Consider the following 19733-nt stretch of genomic DNA (forward strand, 5'->3'; position numbering starts at 1 on the left):
GCTCAATGCGACCGTTATCCTTGAAGGTGTAAGCAAACCCTTTAACTTGGATATTCCGATACAAAAACAAATTCGCAATTGATAAGAAATATACGTACATCTGGCATGCTATGATTTGAAGAGAAAAGGAAGTCTTGGAAGCAATCTGCTTTTGACATTTAATTTACTTATACGAGGGAGTGTACCAATCGATGATTAGCAAAGTTGGTCAAATTATGGTGTACAAAATGTCGCCAGGATTACATTTGGGCACACCTTCTTTAATGTTTATCACGGACGATTTCGATGCGCTGCACAGCCATCTAACCAACCACAATATCACGGTCGGCGAAGTGGTGAATATGCCTTCCGGTAGAGTGTTCAACTTTGCAGACTATGAAGAAAACTATTTTGCTGTCATGGAAAAATAATAATAACCGGTCCGCAAGAACAACCATAGATCACATGGATGTGAAGTCGCCTATTTGGCGGCTTTTTTTGCATGTTCTTTTATAGGGAAGAAATGCTCCCGCTGACAAGCTTTAGCCCCCTGATTTAGACCGCTGAAATGATGTGCGTTATACTTTTTCCCTGCATTCGCTATAATGGATACAGTGATTTAAGGAAGGGAATGTCATGCATGAAGAACGTGATCGTCATTGGATCGGGAATACTTGGGGCATCGACTGCTTATCAGTTAGCCAAAATGGGAGCAGAAGTGCTTATTATAGACCGCCATGATAAAGGACAGGCTACGGATGCCGCGGCAGGCATCATCTGCCCCTGGTTATCGCAAAGACGGAATCAGGCTTGGTACCAATTAGCCAAGGCCGGCGCGCGTTATTACCCTGATTTAGTGAGAGAACTCATCAGCGAAGGTGAGACAGAAACGGGCTACGCACAAGTCGGGGCCCTTAGCATTCACGAGGATTTGGATAAAATCCGCAAGATGGAGGAACGGGCTCATAACAGAAAAGCGGATGCTCCGGAAATCGGTGAGATAACCCGGCTGAATGAGGAAGAAACCCATGAGCGTTTCCCATTGCTTCGAGATGGCTATCATTCCGTTCACATTAGCGGCGCCGCCCATGTCGATGGTCGTGCACTGCGCGATGCGCTGATCCGGTCCGCTCAGAGGAACGGGGCCAAGCTTATAAACGGGGATGCCGCATTGTTATATCAAGCTAATCGCGTAACCGGAGCCGCTGTCGGAGCAAGGAGATTTGAGGCAGATGAAGTCATTGTTTGTGCTGGTGCATGGGCTAATCAATTGCTTCAGCCACTAGGCATTCACTTTCAGGTTCGTTTTCAAAAAGCGCAAATCATGCATGTGCAGGCGACTGACCGGCAAGATACAGGCACCTGGCCGGTCGTCATGCCGCCATCGGATCAATATTTACTCTCTTTTGATAACCAGAAGATTGTGATCGGAGCGACTCACGAAAATGAAGTCAAAGGCTACGATACGAGAATAACAGCCGGCGGCATGCAGGAAATCCTGAATAAAGGATTGGCCTTGGCGCCGGGACTAGCTGACAGCACGTTTCAAGAGGTCCGTGTCGGATTTCGTCCGTTTACCCCCGGATTTCTTCCGGTTATAGGTGCTGTCCCTGGCTGGGAAGGCCTTATAACCGCAAACGGACTGGGCGCGTCCGGATTGACGATGGGCCCCTTTATCGGTAGTCAATTAGCGAAATTGGCTCTTGGAATACCACTGGATATCGACATCGATGCTTATGATATTCGTACAGCGATCGAAGAGCGTTGAAGCATGCCGGCTAAATCGATTCTGAGCATGCAATTGGTGAGCGGCATCTTCAGTCACTATAAAGAAAGCCGCGAATATCGCGGCTTTTGTTGTTGAGAGAGATTGTATTCCAATCGATTATACGGCAGATAATGATTCGTTCACGCGTTTTGCTTTCAACCTGCCAAACAGGAAGCGAACGGTCGGGCCTACAATGAGAAGTTGAAGCGGCAGCGCAAATACGAAATTTTTAATGAAAATGGAGAAGTAGCTTCCAAGCAGTGATTCCCCTCCAAGCCGGTTTGCATAATAGGAGGAAGCTAGCCCGTACATGGACATAAAAGTAACCATGCCGATCACCATACAAAATGCCATCATCACAATCATAAGGATTTTACTGGATTTATTACGCAATAAGGAAAAAACAATTTTCTTTGCTATGGGTCCGACAACAAACGATTCCAATAAGAAGGCAATCACGAAGCCCAACACCAATTGCAGGAGTATGGCCATAAACGATATGTTCCCAATTAATCCGTTTGTGAACAAATTGTAGGAGGTCATCATGATAACCATCCCCAGACACATCATCAAACCAAAATAAAAATTTTCTTTTTTTGTTGCTGGCAATTTCATCATCCTTTCTAGTTACCTTTGTCATTATAGAGATTGGAGAAAGTCTCTCGTAAGTGAAAATTCTGTGAACATTTTCTGAAAACATTCCTTTGCAAAGTACAACAATGACTAATTTCATTGCATTTCAGGGTGGGAGATCCTTTATTTGGTTTTATAGTCCTAAAGGACCTACGGCTGATATGCGTGACCTTCATATCGTGATAGGGTAAAGGCTAGGATAAGACAGCCAAGCGAAGTGGAAACTAACGAAGCCGCCGTCAATCCTCCTTTTTTATCGCAAAATGACCGCATTACGATATTGGTCAATGAGTATTGGATGCGATTTCACCCGTCCGGTCAAAGGGACGCATACTAAAGAAACTATGGATCATGGAGGGAGATCAATGTCGCATATGAAGCAAGTACCTCAACCTAAAACTTACGGACCGCTCGGCAATCTGCCGCTGCTGGATTCCGCTGCTCCGGTCCAATCGCTTGTGAAGGTCGCCTCGGAACTTGGGCCGATATTTCAATTTCAATATCCGGGTGGACGCAGGGAGCTGTACGTCTCCGGCCACGAATATGTCAAGGACGCGTGTGATGAGAAGCGTTTTGATAAACGAATCTGGGCGCCGCTTCAGAATGTCCGTCCTTTTGCAGGTGATGGATTGTTTACGAGCGCTACACACGAGCCCAACTGGAAAAAGGCACATAACATCCTGCTCTCCAGCTTTAGCCAGCGTGCGATGCAAGGCTACCATACCAAAATGGTTGATATCGCGATGCAGCTCATCCAGAAATGGGCTAGGCTCAACCCTGACGAATCTGTGGACGTTCCTGCCGACATGACTCGTCTGACGCTGGATACCATCGGCCTGTGTGGTTTTAATTATCGCTTTAACAGCTTCTACCGGGAAGACAATCACCCGTTTATCGACAGCATGGTGCGGGCCCTTGATGAAGGCATGAATCAGCTGCACCGTCTCGGCATACAGGACATGTTTATGATTAAAAAGAAGCGGCAGTTTCAGGAAGATGTCCAGAACATGTTCTCGCTAGTTGATGAGCTCATACAAGATCGCAAGAAGTATGGCGGTGAAGAAGGGGATTTGCTCGCGCATATGCTGGAAGGCGTCGATCCAGACACAGGCGAGCGCCTGGATCAAGAGAATATTCGTTATCAGATGATTACCTTTCTTATCGCGGGGCATGAGACGACAAGCGGATTGCTGGCCTTTGCTATTTATTATTTGCTGAAAAATCCGGATAAATTGCATAAAGCGGTAAGCGAAGTGGACCGCATTCTGAAAGATCCCGTGCCGACTTACAACCAGGTGCGGGAGCTCAAATACGTCCGCATGGTTCTTAGCGAGTCGCTGCGTTTATGGCCAACGGCGCCTGCCTTCTCGTTATATGCGAAGGAAGATACGGCAATCGGAGGAACCTATCCGATTCAGAAGGGGGACAGCGTAACGGTCCTGATTCCGGGACTGCACAGGGACTCCCGCGTGTGGGGAGACGACGTGGAGACGTTCAGACCGGAGCGCTTCGAAGATCCCAGCAAGGTACCGCATGACGCGTATAAACCATTTGGCAACGGACAACGCGCATGCATCGGGCAGCAGTTTGCGCTGCAGGAGGCAACCTTGGTGCTTGGCCTGGTGCTCAAATATTTTGAATTGATCGATAACCAGTCTTATGAGTTAAAGGTTAAGGAAACACTCACTTTGAAGCCGGAAGAGTTCCATATTCAAGTTCGAAGCCGTCAGGACGGGGCTGCACTGTTGGTTCCGGCAGGAGGCAAGACGGGGGCAAACGATTCGGAGAAGCGGGAATATGCCACGTTGTCCGATACAACCGGGACTAATGCTCATCATACGCCGCTCCTCGCGTTATACGGGTCCAATCTGGGCACGGCAGAGGGAATTGCCCGAGAGGTGGCGGATGCTGCGAAGCACCAAGGGTTCGACAGCCAGGTGGGCACACTGGACGATTATGCCGGAAGGCTTCCGAAGGAAGGCGCCGTCATCATTGTAACCGCCTCGTACAACGGGCAGCCCCCTTCCAATGCCAAAGCATTTATGGAATGGCTGGAGGATGCCGATGTATCAGAAATTGAGGGTGTGCGATATGCGGTATTCGGCTGCGGAGACCACAACTGGGCAAGCACCTATCAGCGGATTCCGCGCTTGATAGACGATCAGCTTGCAATCAAAGGGGCGAAGCGACTGCTTACGCGTGGTGAGAGTGATGCCAGCGGAGACTTTGAGCGTGAAGTCGACGAATGGACGGAGCATTTATGGCCGGATCTGATGCAATCGCTAGGACTCCCTCTTACGTCCGTCAATGTGGCGAAGCGCAGTGCCCTGTCCGTCCAGTTCGTGCAGGGAGCGGCCGCCGTGCCTCTGGCTGAAACCTACCAGGCTGTAACCGGGCACGTTGCTCATACCCGCAATCTGCAGCATGCGGATAGTGGAAGGATCACGCAGCATATCGAAATCTCGCTTCCCGCGGGAACGGATTATCGTGAAGGAGATCATCTGGGGGTGCTTCCGGTCAATCCGGTGACGCTGGTTCAGCGAGTGCTCCGAAGATTCAAACTGGACGCGAGTGCACATCTTATCTTGTCTGCTGAAGGAAGAAGCGGTGCGCATTTGCCGACAGGCATTCCTGTCCATCTGGACGACCTGCTGTTCCGCAGCGTGGAGCTGCAGGAGCCGGCCACAAGAGCACAGATTCGGGAGATGGCCGCTTACACGGTATGCCCGCCGCATGCCAAAGAGCTTCAAGAACTGCTTGCGGAAGCGACCTATCAGGCTGAAGTGCGGGCCAAACGGATCACCATGCTCGACCTGCTGGAGCGGTATGAAGCCTGTGAGCTGCCGTTTGAACGGTTTCTTGAGCTCCTGCCGCCATTGAAGCCGAGATATTATTCGATTGCCAGCTCCCCGAAGGTTAGCCCGAATACGGCAAGCATCACGGTCAGTGTCGTTCGGGGCAGTGCTTGGAGCGGTCAAGGGGAATACCGGGGCGTGGCTTCCAACTATTTGGAACAGATGGAGACGGGCGCAGAGGTTCTGATGTTCATTCGTTCTCCGGAGTCGGGCTTTGCGCTGCCTGAGGATCCGGCAACGCCAATGATTATGATCGGTCCAGGCACGGGCGTGGCTCCGTTCAGGGGGTTCATCCAGGCAAGACAAGCGCTTCGGGAGGCTGGGCAGGAGCTGGGTGCTGCGCATCTGTACTTCGGCTGTCGGAATCCGGAGCAAGACTATCTTTACCGCGAGGAGTTTGAGCAGGCGGAGAGAGAAGGCTTGGTCACCTTGCATACAGCCTTTTCAAGGATAGACGGTGTAGATAAATGCTACGTCCAGCATTTAATGACACAAGACGGAGCGTTATTGCTGTCACTGCTTGAGGCAGGAGCACGAATGTACATTTGCGGTGACGGTTCCCGGATGGCCCCGGAGGTAGAGCAAACACTAATGCTTTCCTATCGGGAAAGACATGGCGTTAGTGCAGAAGAGGCTGCCGCCTGGCTATCCGGGCTGGAGGCGTCGGGACAATATGTAAAAGACGTCTGGGCAGGATGAGGGTCATTCCAGCGAATTTGTTCTACAGATCTCCTTTCGATCCAGTACTGTTTTTATGTTAAGATGATCAGTACATGAGTAATGGAAGAGATTCGAAGGAGAGTGTGACTTATGCACGAAGAAACCTGTGTTCCGACTGGCGTGAAACCTCAAGACACCGGCTTTGGTTATACGTTATCCTTGATCGGCGGTAAATATAAAATGATCATCTTGTACTGGCTGTCTGAAAATAAGGTGATGCGGCATAATGAGCTGAAGCGAAGCATTGGTTCTATATCCTTTAAAACGCTAAGCATCATGTTAAAGGAGCTGGAGGCCGATGAGCTAATCGTTCGCACGGAATATCCCCAGGTCCCTCCAAAAGTCGAATACACCTTGTCGGAACGCGGACTATCCCTCATTCCTGTGTTACATATGATGTGCGAGTGGGGAGAGAAAAACAGTGTGCCGGCTCTGGAAGCTGTGCAACTGGAAGCATGAGGTTTTGTTATATTCAAAGAAGTATTTCCTGAACAAGGAAATACTTCTTTTTTAACGGCTTCATTCGGTTTATTTATCACATGTTGTCTATGAACTTCAAATAGTCTCGTGCACTTATATCCAGTGCGTTATCAGGAGGCGATAGGTCCATGTCAGGCGTGTTGCCTCCAGGAGCAGCCTCTTGCCCATAGTAGGCAAAGAACGAACGATAATCTGCGTCGCAGTACAGGAAGGTCGTTTCAAAAGGAGTTAGGATCTGGGCAAGCGTGTAGCGATACCTTCCGTCTTCCCGATAATCTTCTTTCTTGATGCCGGCGGATACAGCTAAAGCCACTTTCCGATTCTTTAATTTATCGCCTCTTGAACCGTAAGCCCAACCATAAGCAAAAACATCGTCAAGCCATTTCTTGAGGAGTGGCGGGCAATTAAACCAATAGATCGGAAACTGCAAAACAAGATGGCTATGCGATTCAATAAGCTGTTGTTCTTGTTGCACATCAATGTTTCCGTCGGGATAAACCCTATGCAATTCGTGTACGGTATATTTTTCCGGGTATTGTCGGAGTTCTTCTACCCACCGCTTATTAATGACGGATGTTTCCAGGTTTGGGTGTGTAACGATAACAAGTGTTTTCAATGATGTATCCTCCTTGAGTATGATTGATATTCTTGAGTATAAAGCGCGCACTGCAATTATGTAAGTATGCACTTTTAGTACAGGTACTTACCAAAAGGTGAGTGTTGGCGGAGGATATCGTTGATTGTAAATTGTAGAGTTTTCAGAAAAATAAAAGACAACCATCATCGCATATTATGATATATAATAATTTGCACTGGCTGCATTAGAATGAACTCTCACGGGTACATAATTTCTAGATCACCCTCTGAATAACCGTTAAATGTATGTAAGGTCTATATTCGGAGATATTATCTGGTATCATATTATTTTCATAAAGGAGTTCTTGTTTAATGGTAGATTTTTTTATGAAATTCAATCCCATTATCCAAGCATTACTAGCCACCTTGTTTACTTGGGGAATGACGGCGTTAGGGGCGGCTCTTGTTTTTTTTACAAAAACATTGAACCAGCGTCTGCTGGATAGTATGTTGGGTTTTGCCGGCGGTGTCATGATTGCGGCCAGTTACTGGTCCTTATTGGCTCCAGCCATCGAGATGTCGGAAGGCAATGCGATTGGAAACTGGTTTCCGGCGGCCTTCGGATTTTTATTAGGTGGAGTTTTTATATGGGGAATCGATAAGGTATTACCCCATCTTCATCCCAATTCTCCGATTGGAGGAGCGGAAGGATATAACCCCAAAGTGAGAAAACGGAGTACTCTGCTGGTCCTCGCTATTACCCTCCACAACATTCCGGAAGGGTTAGCGGTCGGGATCGCATTCGGTGCGCTTGCCAATGGAGGGACTGAAGCATCGCTGGTAGGGGCTTTGACGCTGGCCTTGGGCATCGGTATTCAAAACTTCCCGGAGGGCGTTGCAGTTTCCATGCCCTTACGAGGTGACGGAATGTCCCAGAGAAAAAGCTTCTTCTATGGACAGTTCTCGGGTATGGTGGAACCCATTGCCGCGGTAATCGGCGCGGTAGCCGTCGCCTTTATTGAACCCATGCTCCCTTACGCATTGAGTTTCGCGGCCGGTGCGATGATTTTCGTTGTAGCCGAAGAGGTTATTCCAAGTTCGCAAGAAAAAGGGAATAAGGATTTGGCTTCCATGAGTTTAATGTTCGGTTTCGTATTGATGATGATTCTTGATGTGGCGTTGGGATAGCGACGAGAACAGCCAGCCGGGTGCGGACTGGCTGTTTTGTCGTTCACCCCGGCTAAGCTATACTGGACTAAAGTCGAGGTTCTCGTCTCATTCGCGGGACCAATGCTCAAGTCTCTAAATGGATGCTATACTGAATAGGACTTCAGGATTTGGCAGAAGAGAGACAAAAAGGGACGACGGAAGGAATGGGAACACATTATGCAAAAGAAAACAGGTATATTGATCGTAGTGGCCGGCGTACTGCTGTTGCTCTTTACGATGAACCCGAGGAACATTTTTTCGGATGTTCAATTCGGATTTTCCTTTAAGACCAAGAAAATTAATGATGAGAAAACATTCGCCGCTGATGATTACCGGGATTTGTCCATTCAAACTGGAAGCTCCGACATTGAAATCACAAAAGGAAATGCAGACGAGATTAAAGTTCGGTTGAACGGAAAGGTAAGCACGAAAAATGCAGACCAAGTGAAATTGAAGGTCGAGCCGAACGGAGATACGCTGGAAATCGGGGTTGATGTTCCTGACGGTATTGAGTTTGGTGTGAATATTATGGATATCGTTTTATCCGTGGAAATACCGGAAAAGCAATGGACAGCGGCCCAAATTGAAAGTGGAAGCGGCGATATCGAGATCGGAAATATGCGTGGAGATGCTGTCACCGTTAAGGCAGGCAGCGGGAATATCAATATTCAGGAAGTAAATGCAGGTTCACTTACGGTGTATACCGGCAGTGGTGATATTGAGGCAATGGAGATTGAAGCCGAATCCTTTATGTTGGAATCCGGATCCGGCACTATAGAGGCGGAACGCTACCATGCCACAACGCTGAACTTTCAGACTGGAAGCGGCGATGTTGAACTGAAAGACGGGGAGTCGGCCGTACAAGGAACGACAGGTTCTGGAAACATACACCTGGAATCGGAGCGGTTGATCCATAATACCGACCTCCGAGCCGGAAGCGGGAACGTAAACATCGATTTGGCTCAAGAGCCTTCCTCCCTGGAAGTTGATTTTCAAGGAAGCTCCGGTGAAGGAAAAATCGAGTGGGACGGAATACAGTATGAGGTAAAAGACGAAGACGAAGGCAGGCTGAAGGGGACGTTCGGCAATGGCGACATAGCGCTGAAAGTTCGCACTGGCTCTGGAAACTTCAAGCTGGAATAAAGTTGAACACAATAGAATCGACGATTTGAAGAGAAAACACCCCGAATTGATATTCTCCCCTCATGGCAGACAACGAAAAAGAGACATCTGTTAAGATGGCTTTACATGTTGTCTGCTGAGGGGATTTTTTCATGGGAATAAAAAGGACGTGCTAACAAGAAACTTTCAGTCGGACACGCCGCTAAAAAACTGGTCAGGGATATTATCTACGTTCGTGCGGGGGAGTGTAAACTCTGCAAACTCACGGAGACTGTTCAGAAAAGCTAAATGACCGCTTCCCATTGGAGTTCCGGGAAACGGTCGCAGCTTACAGATGTCACTTTATTGGCGTCAACTTGGCAGGGGTATGACCAACTTCGATGTCTCTTTCATTAAAAACCAAAGGCTTGTTGAATCAGTCTCGCATAGATGGCGGCAGCTTCCTTGCGCAGAAGTTTGTCGGACGGCCGGTAATCGGCGGCCCCGTTTGCGTCTGTTGTCACCTCGGGTCCATGCATCCCGGATCCGACCATGAACTGTACGGCTTCGTCTGCCCATGCAGCCGGTTTTGAGCTGAGTTTGGCCGGAACCGCCTTGGCGCCAAGCGCGTTTTGGGCCACACGCCATATTATAGCAGCAGCCTCTTGGCGCGTGATCGGCTGATCCGGTTCAAAGTTCTGGGCTGGTGTGCCGGTGACACCTCCCATGTCCGCGACATTCTGCACATAACCAGCGAGAGGGTGCCCTTGCATATCCTTAAACGAACTCGCGCTATCGCTAGGCTTCATCCCGGCCAGCCGGCTGATAACACTGACAAACTCTGCCCGCGTAATCGGTTCATTCGGTCGGAAGGTGGATTGCTCATTCTCGTCAAAAGCCTTGAGGGACTGCATGAAGTAGATATCCTTGGCATAAGGATTCTCTTCCGGAACGTCGCTGTACGCAGCAGGCTCCGCGAGCTTTTCGGACATGCTGTCTATCGCCGTATAATACATATACGCCACATTGCCGTTATCATCTTCCTTGAAGGCGGCAGGCGTACCGTTCTCATCTACGAATCGCAGCGGACCGACCGGCGTGAGTTTATGTTCGCCCAATGCATCCGAGACTAACAACTCACCTTGGCCGGCCTTCACCTGTGTGGCGATAATCGGTGTTCTCAAACTTCTGAACATGCCCTCGAATTTCTTGAGCTGCTCCTGATTAAGCGGGAAGTCGTTCGGCTGAACCTGCTTCTTCGGATAAAAATGATCCATAAATGCGGTGAAAAATTCGGCTCGGATCGATGTGCTCGCGTCACTGTTAACAACGATCAGGCCTCCGACATTCTGGTCGGGAAGGAGCCAAAGCCAGGAATGATAGCCATCCAAATCGCCACCTTTGCCAATCAGGGTTTGGCCGTTATGGCTGCTGTGCATGAACGATTCAAAACCGTATGACATCAACGGAAGACCAGCTGCATCATAATGCGTCTGATGCATCAAACGCTTGGTCTCTTCCTTCATAATGCGGGAAGATCCGAACTGGCCCTTATTTAGATGGGCAGTGATGAAATTGGCCATATCGGTACCGGTGGCGAACATGCCGCCTTCCGGCGCGATGGTAGGTATGTTTTGGTACGGCTTAAACGGATGACGTTCGGCATTGTAGCCAGTCGCAAGGTTTGCGATGATATCCTCATCCATCCGAAATGCAGCGTGCTCCATTTGTAGCGGGGTGAAAATATGCTTTTTTACATAATCTTCAAACGGTTCTCCTGATACCCGCTCGACAATGTAGCCCTGCATGGAGGAGGCAAGATTATCATAGCGGTAAACCTCTCCTGGCGTGCGAACCACAGCCGGTGCATTTAACCGGATAAAGTCGGCAAGCGGCATCTCGCCCTTCTGAATGATATGCTGCGGAAGCGAGTAGTCGTCCGTAAAGTCGAAGCCTGTTGTATGGGTCAATAAATGCTCAACGGTGACGGGTGTCCCGGTGTTGTTGGTGATTTTAACATCCGGCATATAATCGGTTATGTCTTGCTTCAGGTCGATTTTTCCTTCCTCTACCAGTTGCATGACCGCCGTCGCGGTTATCGATTTGGATATCGAGGCCATGCGGAACAAGGTTCGATCGGGGTCAATCTTTTTCTTGGATTCAAGGTCGGCATAGCCGTAGCCCGTATTCAGCAGCACCTTGTCGTCTTTTACGACCACAACAAGCGCACCAGCCAGCATGTCCGAAACCTGGGGTTTGGCAAAATAGGCGTCGGTGAACGCCTTGACTTCTTTGGCACTCAGTACCGGTGCTCCCGTTTGCTGTGTTAAAGCTGTACTTGAGGCGGGTTTAGCCGTATCGGCAAAGATATCGGCAGGGAAAGCCAGCAGGCTAGCGGACAGTACGGAGGCTGCCAGGACACGAATGGTTCTGGATTTGCTTTGTTTATTTGGCTTCATGGGTTCCTCTCCTTGTCAATCGTATTTGATTTCCACTTCATGGTAGACGATGGAGGGAGATGGAAGAACGGTCCGCAGAATGAGTTTTAACTGGCTCTTCGGAGGGAACCAGGCCTCGACTTTGGTCCAGGGGAGATAGAATAACCGAGGCGAAATTAATCGTTTTATATCGATTGTTTTTAATTAGTACAATTTGATTGCGTTATTTAGGTAATACACTATCAAAATTTATACTTATTATTTTATAATAGTATAAACATAGAGATGTCTGGGGGATGAGGAAACTGAATCTATACATCAAGGAGAGCGGAAATAAGCAGGCAGCAAGGATGATCGTTTTTTTGCATGGCGGCGGTGTAAGCGGATGGATGTGGAGCAAGCAGATTCCCTTTTTTGAAAACAGCTTCTGCCTGATACCTGACTTGCCCGGACATGGGCGCAGCCCCGGCAATCCGCCTTTTTCCATATGCCGCACCGCGGAGCAGCTTAACGAGGTCATTTCGACCAAAGCTGATGGACGGGAGATTGTTGTCTTCGGCTTTTCACTAGGTGCGCAAATTCTCGTGGAGATGATATGTCAGCGACCCGGCCTTATTGATTACGCCATCGTAAACAGCGCATTGCTGAGGCCGATGCCGACAGCGCTTAAGCTGATTGAACCTTCCGTTCGAATAAGCTTCCCATTAACAAGATACAGATGGTTTTCCAGATGGCAGGCAAGCACGCTGTATGTGAATGAGGTTGACTTTGAACAGTATTACGCGGAAACTCTGAATATGAAACGGGAGATGCTGGTTTCAGTGCTGAAGGAGAATATGTCCTATTCAATCTCTCCGCGGATTCAAGAATCCACAACGAAGCTATTGGTTACGGTTGGGGAGAAGGAGAGAGGCATTGTTAAAAAGTCGGCTGAAGATCTCGTGCAGCTGAGCGAAAACGCTGACGGGATCATCTTTCCCGGTGTTGGGCACGGCATACCGCTTGCTGATCCGGCGCTGTTTAATCGGGTAGTGAACCATTGGCTTAACACCGGTACAATTCCGGAGGGTACTCCTCATTTATAGCGGGGACGGGCAGATCATAATCCTCCTCATAAAATGGCTGTAGACTTTGCCCTTAGGGCAAGGTGTATAGTGATCTTGAACCAAGAGCGATAAACCAGAAAAGAGGTGAACCTTTGCTGTCGATTGGAGAATTCTCCAAAATATGCGAAGTATCTACAAAGACACTTCGATATTACGATGAGATCGGATTAATTCATCCGAACCAGATCAATCCGGAAAACGGTTACCGATATTATTCCATTAGTCAATTAAAGAAAATGCTCTATATTAACCGTTTGAAGTCTTATCATTTTTCGCTGGAAGAAATCAAGGAGATTCTGGACGAGGAAGCGGATCCATCCGAAGAGAAGCTTCGCTTCGCCCTTCATCGCAAACGTAGGGATATTCAGGAGAAGTTAGACACGTATGAATATATCCTAAAACAAATGAACCAGGATATCTTGAATCTGGAGCAGGGCATACATTTGATGTCATATCTGGATGATATCGAAGTACGGCTTGTTGAAACAGGACCAATGAATATCCTTAACATGCGTCAAATGATGAGCAGTGATGACTATGCTTTAGGATATGGCGGGTATTACAGCAGATTGTACGAAAAGATTGCCAGGGAGCAGCTTACCTTGGTCGGAACACCTATGACCATATATCACAGTCCGGAATTCCATCCTGCAGGCAATGACACCGAGTTTGCCCTTCCGGTCAGGGAGGCTGTAAAGGGAACGAGAGTGTTGTCCGGTGGCCTTTGCGCGAGGTCTGTTTTAAAGGGGGCTTATTCCAATTTGACATCGGTATATGCCAAACTGAGGGAATGGATAGAAGATGAAGGATATGCTTTGACTCAATCGCCCTATGAAGTTTATGTAACCGACCCCTATCAGGCCTTGACTGCCGAGGAATTGGTGACCGAGGTGTATTTCCCCGTGACCAAAAAATAAGAGATTTACATATACCATATAGCTTGTATAACGAATTCTGCGAGGTATCTATTATGAAAAGAAGCTGCTGGCCAACGACATTATGGCAAACCCTAGCCCCGGCGACGGTGGGAATGGACGCTGACAAGCTTTCAGGGCTGGATTCATGGATCAAAACCGAATATCCCGATATTCATGGCATAATCGTGGCTCGACACGGAGCTATCGTTTATGAAAAATATGATCATGGTTATGGCCCGGAGGATCGGCACCATGTTGCATCGGTTACAAAGAGTATCATATCCGCACTCATTGGCATTGCTATAGATGCAGGCTATATACAACATGCAGATCAGAAGGTGCTGGATTTTTTCCCCGAATATGAACCTAAGGCTCACGCTCAACAACAACGGGAAGTAACGATACGCCATCTGCTCACGATGACGGCTCCTTATCCATTTGAGGATTGGCACGAACCGCTGGACAAACTGTGCATGCAATCAGATTGGGTTCATTATACGCTGGATATGCTGGGCATCGGTGGAAGTCTGGGAGCATTTAAGTATTCTACTGCAGGGGTGCATCTCCTCTCAGCAGTAATAACTCGCAGCACAGGAAAAAGTGCCCGCGCGTTTGCTAACGAATACTTGTTTAAACCGATCGGCATGAACGAAATTCCGGATTATGACATGAATTCATTCGGATTTGATGATTTATTCGGAAAAGACGTCAGGGGATGGGTCAAAGATCCAGCCGGTAATTCTACTGGAGGATGGGGGCTTACGCTAACTCCTCGAGATATGGCTCGTTTCGGTTTTCTTTATCTGAACCGCGGCACATGGGACAATCAGCCCATTATATCGGGGGCATGGATTGACCAATCAACAGCGATGAATCCCAACCATTATGGATATCTATGGTGGTTGCGCGATGAGGACGGAGTATCTGCATACTCGGCAGTAGGCGATGGAGGCAATATCATTTGCTGCATTCCGAAGCAAGACTTGGTCGTAGCCATTGCATCAGCATTTACCGTCAATCCGCGGGATCGATGGACACTGATTAAAGAACGCATTATCCCGGCGGTTATCGACTAAATAGATCATCGCAATCTTTGTCTCGGTATCAGTTTCAATATGTGGTTGATGTCAAAAAAACAAATATATCTGCGCATCTGAAGCCGCCAAATTGGCGGCTTTTATGGTTGCTGCACACTCTTTCAGGCAAAAATCGCAATCGGTGGCCCTTCTTAGCCATTCTGATGTTACGCGTATTTTCATACATTGTATGGACAAGCGAAAACAGAAATAAGCAGAGGGTGGGGAGGAATCGTTGTGAAGCTGCATCAAATCCAAGTGACGGGCATGACTTGCACGGCTTGTGCAGCCCGGATCGAGAAAGTTCTTCGTAAGGTGCAAGGCATTCAATCTGTCCGTGTTAGCCTCGCCTTATCTCAGGCCACGATTCATTATGAACCGACGCAGATTGGTATAGAGAAGATCATGGAGAGAATCGAAAAACTTGGCTATGGAGCGACCGACAGGCTGTCGCATCCGCATGCCGGGATCGATGCGGAGACGGGAGCTTATCGCATCCGGTTTATCATTGCCGCTTGTTTATCCATGCCGCTCATATGGGCGATGATGGCGCATGTTGCCGATTGGCCTGCACAATGGATACCGAATTTGTTGATGGAACCTGTATTTCAATGGGTGCTCGCTACCTTGCTTCAGTTTGGCGTAGGGTATCCTTTCTATTACGGAGCTTACCAGGCATTGATCCATCGTACGGCCAACATGGATACTCTCGTTGCGTTAAGTACCTCGGTGGCTTACTTCTACAGTCACTATGTCATGTTTGAATCCCGGGACAGCTTCGCGCATCCAACGCTTTATTTTGATACGATCGCGATGGTGATGGCTGCGGTTCTGCTGGGTAAGTGGCTTGAGACCATGGCCAAAGGCAGAGCGTTGAAGCAGCTTAGTGCCTTATATGAGCTTCAGGTTAAACGGGTTCGAGTCATACGCAGTCATGGGGAAGAATGGATTTCTGCGGATCAAGTGCAGATCGGAGACCGCATCCGGGTGAATCAGGGGGAATGGATCTCCATTGACGGCTTTGTTCAGTCGGGATCGGCGGATGCCGATGAATCTATGCTGACAGGTGAAAGTACAGCAGTGGCCAAGGGCATGAAAGATCGAGTCTACGCCGGCACGCGTTGTCTGATCGGAAGTTTGGACATCGTGGTTGATAAGTATCATGACGAAACCCGCCTGTCTCAAATGATTGGGCTAATCGAGTCCGCGCAGCAGGGGAAACCGGCCATTCAGCGAACCGTAGATCGTATAGCGGCGATTTTTGTTCCCTTGATGATCGGTTGTGCTGCGCTTACATATGCGGGGTGGCTCTGGTTTTCCCAATCTCCCGATGCATCCGAAACGGCCATGCGCCACGCGCTGTCTGTATTACTGATCGCCTGTCCCTGTGCGCTTGGGTTAGCTACGCCGGTATCCATCCTGATCGCAACCGGCTCGTCCGCCCAAAGAGGCGTTCTATTCAAAGACGGCCGTTCTCTGGAGAGTTTGCGCCGAACCGATGTCGTATTGTTGGATAAGACCGGCACGTTGACGGAAGGAACGCCTCAACTTACGGCGATTCACACTGCGGACGGCACCAAAGCTGCCTACGCGCTATCCATGTCGGCTGCGGTGGCTTCCCGGTCCGCCCACCCGTTAGCACAAGCCATTGTACGAGCTGCCCAAGACAAACATTCCCCCATTTTGGAAGCCCAGAAATTTCAAGAGCGGGTTGGGAAAGGGATGGAAGGCTATGTCACAGGTGAGCACGTATGCGTGGGAAATCGAAGATGGCTGCTGGAGCAGGGCATACAGCTGGAGAGTCCTCCAGATCACCCCGGCTATACAAGGATTTATGTCGCCGTGAACGGGAAGTGCATCGGGTCGCTTGTATTGATTGACAAGCTTAGAAAAGACGCCCGGAAGATTGTACAGGAGTTAAAGCGCCGAGCCGATGTGTGGATGGTGACCGGCGATGAGGAGCAGGCCGCCGTGGCGGTGGCTGCCGCGGCTGGGATCGATCAGATGCGTGCAGGCATGCTTCCTGAAGACAAGCTGGCATTCATCCGCGAGCTTCAACATCAAGGGCGTTCCGTTGTGATGATTGGCGATGGAATAAACGATGCGGCTGCGCTAGCCGTGGCAGATGTCGGCATGGCGATGGGCGGGGGAGCGGACGCCGCTAAACAGGCCGGCGACATCGTACTGATCGGAAACAAGCTATTCAACATCATCGATGCGTATAGGTGGAGCCGCCAAACGATGCGGAACGTTCATCAGAATTTGCTGTTTGCTCTATTGTATAACGCCGTTACCGTACCATTGGCCGCATGCGGTTATTTGGATCCGCGCATCGCTTGCATCGGCATGGCGGGAAGCTCCGTGATTGTTGTTGCGAATGCGCTTAGATTGCAGCTGAAGGTGCAGAGACTGGGTAAGAGAAGCATAATAATTTGAAGACGGAGTCCCAACCCGTTGATATGCAGCCACCGGTACGGGTCCGCGAGCCTGGGATTTCACCCGCACCTGGATTATGATCATTCCTTTGGCTGGATAAAGTGCAGGGATGTACGAGGTGGGACGACATAACAGCTAATTTGCAGGGAACCATGTTGACTCAACCGCTAACTGATCCTGAGTAACCTCTCGATCAGGTGTAAGCCGTCCTTTCTTGCGATGTATTAGGGAATTGTGATCTAAAAGATAAAATGAAATAGCCGCAGTCCGGAGACTGCGGCTATTCCTCAAGGCAGAGTTGTGTGCCATCACTCATCTATGGCAGGAACGATCACTACGCCAGCTCCAACACAACCATTTGGTGATTATCCAAATAAGGAACCGTGTAGTTAATCTCGTCTTGATTGTTGACAGTATAAGGAAGTTCCTCCATCGAAGGAGCTAAATAGACCCGTTTAACCGAGGCCTGGGACGGGAGACGCAAGCCGACGGAAACATCCCGCAGCGGAACGATGTCTTCAATGACTTCAACACGCCCCTTCAACACAGGGGTGGCATACAACAGGTGATTTATGTAGCGTTTCTCGCCCTGCTGATACTGAAGCGTCGCAATGCCTCGTGCCGGCAAATCGCAGCTCAAGGAAGGCTGCGGCAGGAGCCGTGCAAGAGCATGCAATACCATCTCTTTCAGAATGAGATGTCCGTTGTCCGCGTAGTCGCCGAACACATTCCATGCGATATAGATACCGCTTGTGCTTTCGATCATGCCGGGTCCGCTGTCCTCCCCCGCGCTTGGCGTGTGCTGATGAGAACAGAACGTGAACACGTCCCGGTTAAAGTACGGATTCTCCCGGCTGCCAATTGCACGGCCGCCGTTCAGTTCAACCTGCTGTCCCTCGCTGTATATGACAAATGAAGCAGGGAGGAGGGGCCCTGGAGTAAAGTCCGGACGGAAATATGACGGACGGTAAGGGCTGGCGCCTCTCCAGTTCAGTCCAAGATCAAGCGCAAATGCGCTGCCGTCCGGCTCCAAACCTGAGCGACCCGTGGCCAGAAGCTTGCCGCCGCTCGCGGTAAAAGCGCGGATAGCTTCTCCCAATGCCGGCCATACCGGCACATCATCCGGCAAAATCAGCACTTTGTAGAGGCTGAAATCAGCACTGGCATCCACGATGTCGTACAGGTAATGTCCTTCGGTCAGGATGCGTACGGCTCCGGCATCCGCCAGATTGTTACGGTCTTCCGATTTTCGTGCTTCGGGACAAGCCTCCCAAGCAGCCTCCAGCGACAAGACGGCGATATCCGCTACTGAAGATGTTTCGCTGCACCATGGCTCCTTCGCTTCCACCTCCGCATAGGCGGTGCCGATCAAGGCGTAAGTCGCTTCATCCATCATGCCGGAAGGGTGAAGCTGATCGCCGATTGAGCACTTGGCGCCGTGGGCGAAACTGAGCGCCGTTTCGAAGCGAAGCGCGTTCGGATGCTTGTAACCGCCGAATTCGCCCCAGGAGGTATGGAATTTGCCCGTCATGCCGAGATAGTCCATGCCAAGCGTCTGTGCATAGCGTGCGGAAAGCGGGAAGTGGTCGTAACCCCAGCCTCCGGTCGGCAGCGATTCCAGTTCCAGATGACTGTTGACTTGGGCAAGGTCGCGGCGTCCGCGACGCTGATGGCCGCTGTTATGGAAAACCGGAAGACCGGGCTTGATCTCGTCCACCGTTTCCCGAACGCGGCGGGCATAGTTCAGGTAGGTCGCCTCGCCCAGGGCGGCAACGGCTGCTTCATCGCGAGGGTCTTGACCGGCTGATCGCAGGGCGGCTACGCAATGCTGGCACCGGCATTTGCGGATCCCGACGATGTCAAGGAAAATGCCATCCGCATCATATCTGGAGACTACCTCACGAATTTGCTCAATCAAGATGTCCAGGTAAGGCGTATTAAAGCAAAACTCGTGGTAACCGGGGGTCATGAAATCTTTCACCCAGCGCGTACGATCTTCCGCGTCGCGGATCAGCCATTCGGGATGGCGCCGCGCCAGCTTTTCGTCCAGCCCCGCGGATAAGTACACCGGCGTTTTGACGTCGATTTCGTGGGCGGCAGCAATCATCTCGCCCAGCAGATCGAATGAGAGATGCGGGTGCATTTCATTGGCTTCGCTCGGATGGTATGCCCACCCGTGATGGCATTTTGAAAACACCGTGATGGAATCGACGTGCCCGGCACGCAGCATGTTCTGGAACTGGGATTTTGAAAAACGGCTTCCGATGTCGGCGATGGCCTCGGATGTATGGAAGTCGAGATGAACCTGACGATAACGCATGCGCAAACAGCCTCCTTAGTCGCTATATGGTAGCGGTTACTTGTGATCAAATGTACCTCTTTTTCATGCGGGCAACCAGTGATAATATAGACTTTAATTAGCACAAAATGAACTTGCGA

14 protein-coding genes are annotated in these 19733 nt (G+C 49.7%); 10 read left to right on the forward strand and 4 right to left on the reverse strand.

Translation table 11 applies throughout. The features are described 5' to 3' along the window. Positions 1-161 precede the first annotated feature (161 nt). Positions 162-410: a VOC family protein gene (locus BJP58_RS01000; protein ID WP_374198241.1), complete on the forward strand. Its 249-nt coding sequence runs from the start codon at positions 162-164 to the stop codon at positions 408-410. A gap of 209 nt (positions 411-619) precedes the next feature. Continuing rightward, positions 620-1747: an NAD(P)/FAD-dependent oxidoreductase gene (locus BJP58_RS01005; protein ID WP_194542409.1), complete on the forward strand. Its 1128-nt coding sequence runs from the start codon at positions 620-622 to the stop codon at positions 1745-1747. A 117-nt stretch (positions 1748-1864) separates the two neighbouring features. Here the strand turns inward: BJP58_RS01005 and BJP58_RS01010 are convergent, their stop codons facing one another. After that, positions 1865-2356: a DUF2798 domain-containing protein gene (locus tag BJP58_RS01010; protein ID WP_194542410.1), complete on the reverse strand. Its 492-nt coding sequence runs from the start codon at positions 2354-2356 to the stop codon at positions 1865-1867. 389 nt (positions 2357-2745) lie between these two features. Here BJP58_RS01010 and BJP58_RS01015 point away from each other — a divergent pair, with 389 nt between their 5' ends. Continuing rightward, positions 2746-5934: a bifunctional cytochrome P450/NADPH--P450 reductase gene (locus BJP58_RS01015; protein WP_194542411.1), complete on the forward strand. Its 3189-nt coding sequence runs from the start codon at positions 2746-2748 to the stop codon at positions 5932-5934. 111 nt (positions 5935-6045) lie between these two features. Then, a complete protein-coding gene (locus tag BJP58_RS01020) occupies positions 6046-6414 on the forward strand; it encodes a winged helix-turn-helix transcriptional regulator (protein WP_194542412.1) in 369 nt (122 codons plus the stop codon). Positions 6415-6490: 76 nt separating this feature from the next. On the opposite strand, the gene BJP58_RS01025 is transcribed toward BJP58_RS01020, so the two are convergent. Next, positions 6491-7051: an NAD(P)H-dependent oxidoreductase gene (locus tag BJP58_RS01025; RefSeq protein ID WP_194542413.1), complete on the reverse strand. Its 561-nt coding sequence runs from the start codon at positions 7049-7051 to the stop codon at positions 6491-6493. 332 nt (positions 7052-7383) lie between these two features. On the opposite strand from BJP58_RS01025, the gene BJP58_RS01030 reads away from it, so the two are divergent. Both BJP58_RS01030 and BJP58_RS01035 read left to right on the forward strand, forming a co-directional pair. Further along, entirely contained in the window at positions 7384-8199 is an 816-nt protein-coding gene (locus tag BJP58_RS01030; protein ID WP_071221625.1) for a ZIP family metal transporter, read from the forward strand. A gap of 198 nt (positions 8200-8397) precedes the next feature. Next, positions 8398-9363: a DUF4097 family beta strand repeat-containing protein gene (locus BJP58_RS01035; RefSeq protein WP_194542414.1), complete on the forward strand. Its 966-nt coding sequence runs from the start codon at positions 8398-8400 to the stop codon at positions 9361-9363. A gap of 371 nt (positions 9364-9734) precedes the next feature. Here BJP58_RS01035 and BJP58_RS01040 read toward each other — a convergent pair whose 3' ends face one another. Then, positions 9735-11780 (reverse strand): serine hydrolase domain-containing protein, encoded by a 2046-nt coding sequence (locus BJP58_RS01040; protein WP_194542415.1) that lies wholly within the window; start codon positions 11778-11780, stop codon positions 9735-9737. Positions 11781-12055: 275 nt separating this feature from the next. Here BJP58_RS01040 and BJP58_RS01045 point away from each other — a divergent pair, with 275 nt between their 5' ends. From BJP58_RS01045 to BJP58_RS01060, 4 genes are all read left to right on the forward strand, one after another. Beyond that, a complete protein-coding gene (locus BJP58_RS01045; protein ID WP_233354850.1) occupies positions 12056-12844 on the forward strand; it encodes an alpha/beta fold hydrolase in 789 nt (262 codons plus the stop codon). A gap of 113 nt (positions 12845-12957) precedes the next feature. Next, positions 12958-13782 (forward strand): MerR family transcriptional regulator, encoded by an 825-nt coding sequence (locus BJP58_RS01050; RefSeq protein WP_194542416.1) that lies wholly within the window; start codon positions 12958-12960, stop codon positions 13780-13782. A 53-nt stretch (positions 13783-13835) separates the two neighbouring features. Further along, positions 13836-14858: a serine hydrolase domain-containing protein gene (locus tag BJP58_RS01055; protein WP_194542417.1), complete on the forward strand. Its 1023-nt coding sequence runs from the start codon at positions 13836-13838 to the stop codon at positions 14856-14858. A 237-nt stretch (positions 14859-15095) separates the two neighbouring features. Further along, positions 15096-17294, forward strand: coding sequence for a heavy metal translocating P-type ATPase (locus BJP58_RS01060; RefSeq protein ID WP_194542418.1), 2199 nt, complete (start codon positions 15096-15098; stop codon positions 17292-17294). Positions 17295-17628: 334 nt separating this feature from the next. Here the strand turns inward: BJP58_RS01060 and BJP58_RS01065 are convergent, their stop codons facing one another. Next, entirely contained in the window at positions 17629-19614 is a 1986-nt protein-coding gene (locus BJP58_RS01065) for an alpha-amylase family protein (protein ID WP_194542419.1), read from the reverse strand. Positions 19615-19733 lie beyond the last annotated feature (119 nt).

It is taken from the genome of Paenibacillus sp. JZ16 (genome assembly GCF_015326965.1).
Lineage (GTDB): Bacteria > Bacillota > Bacilli > Paenibacillales > Paenibacillaceae > Paenibacillus_AQ.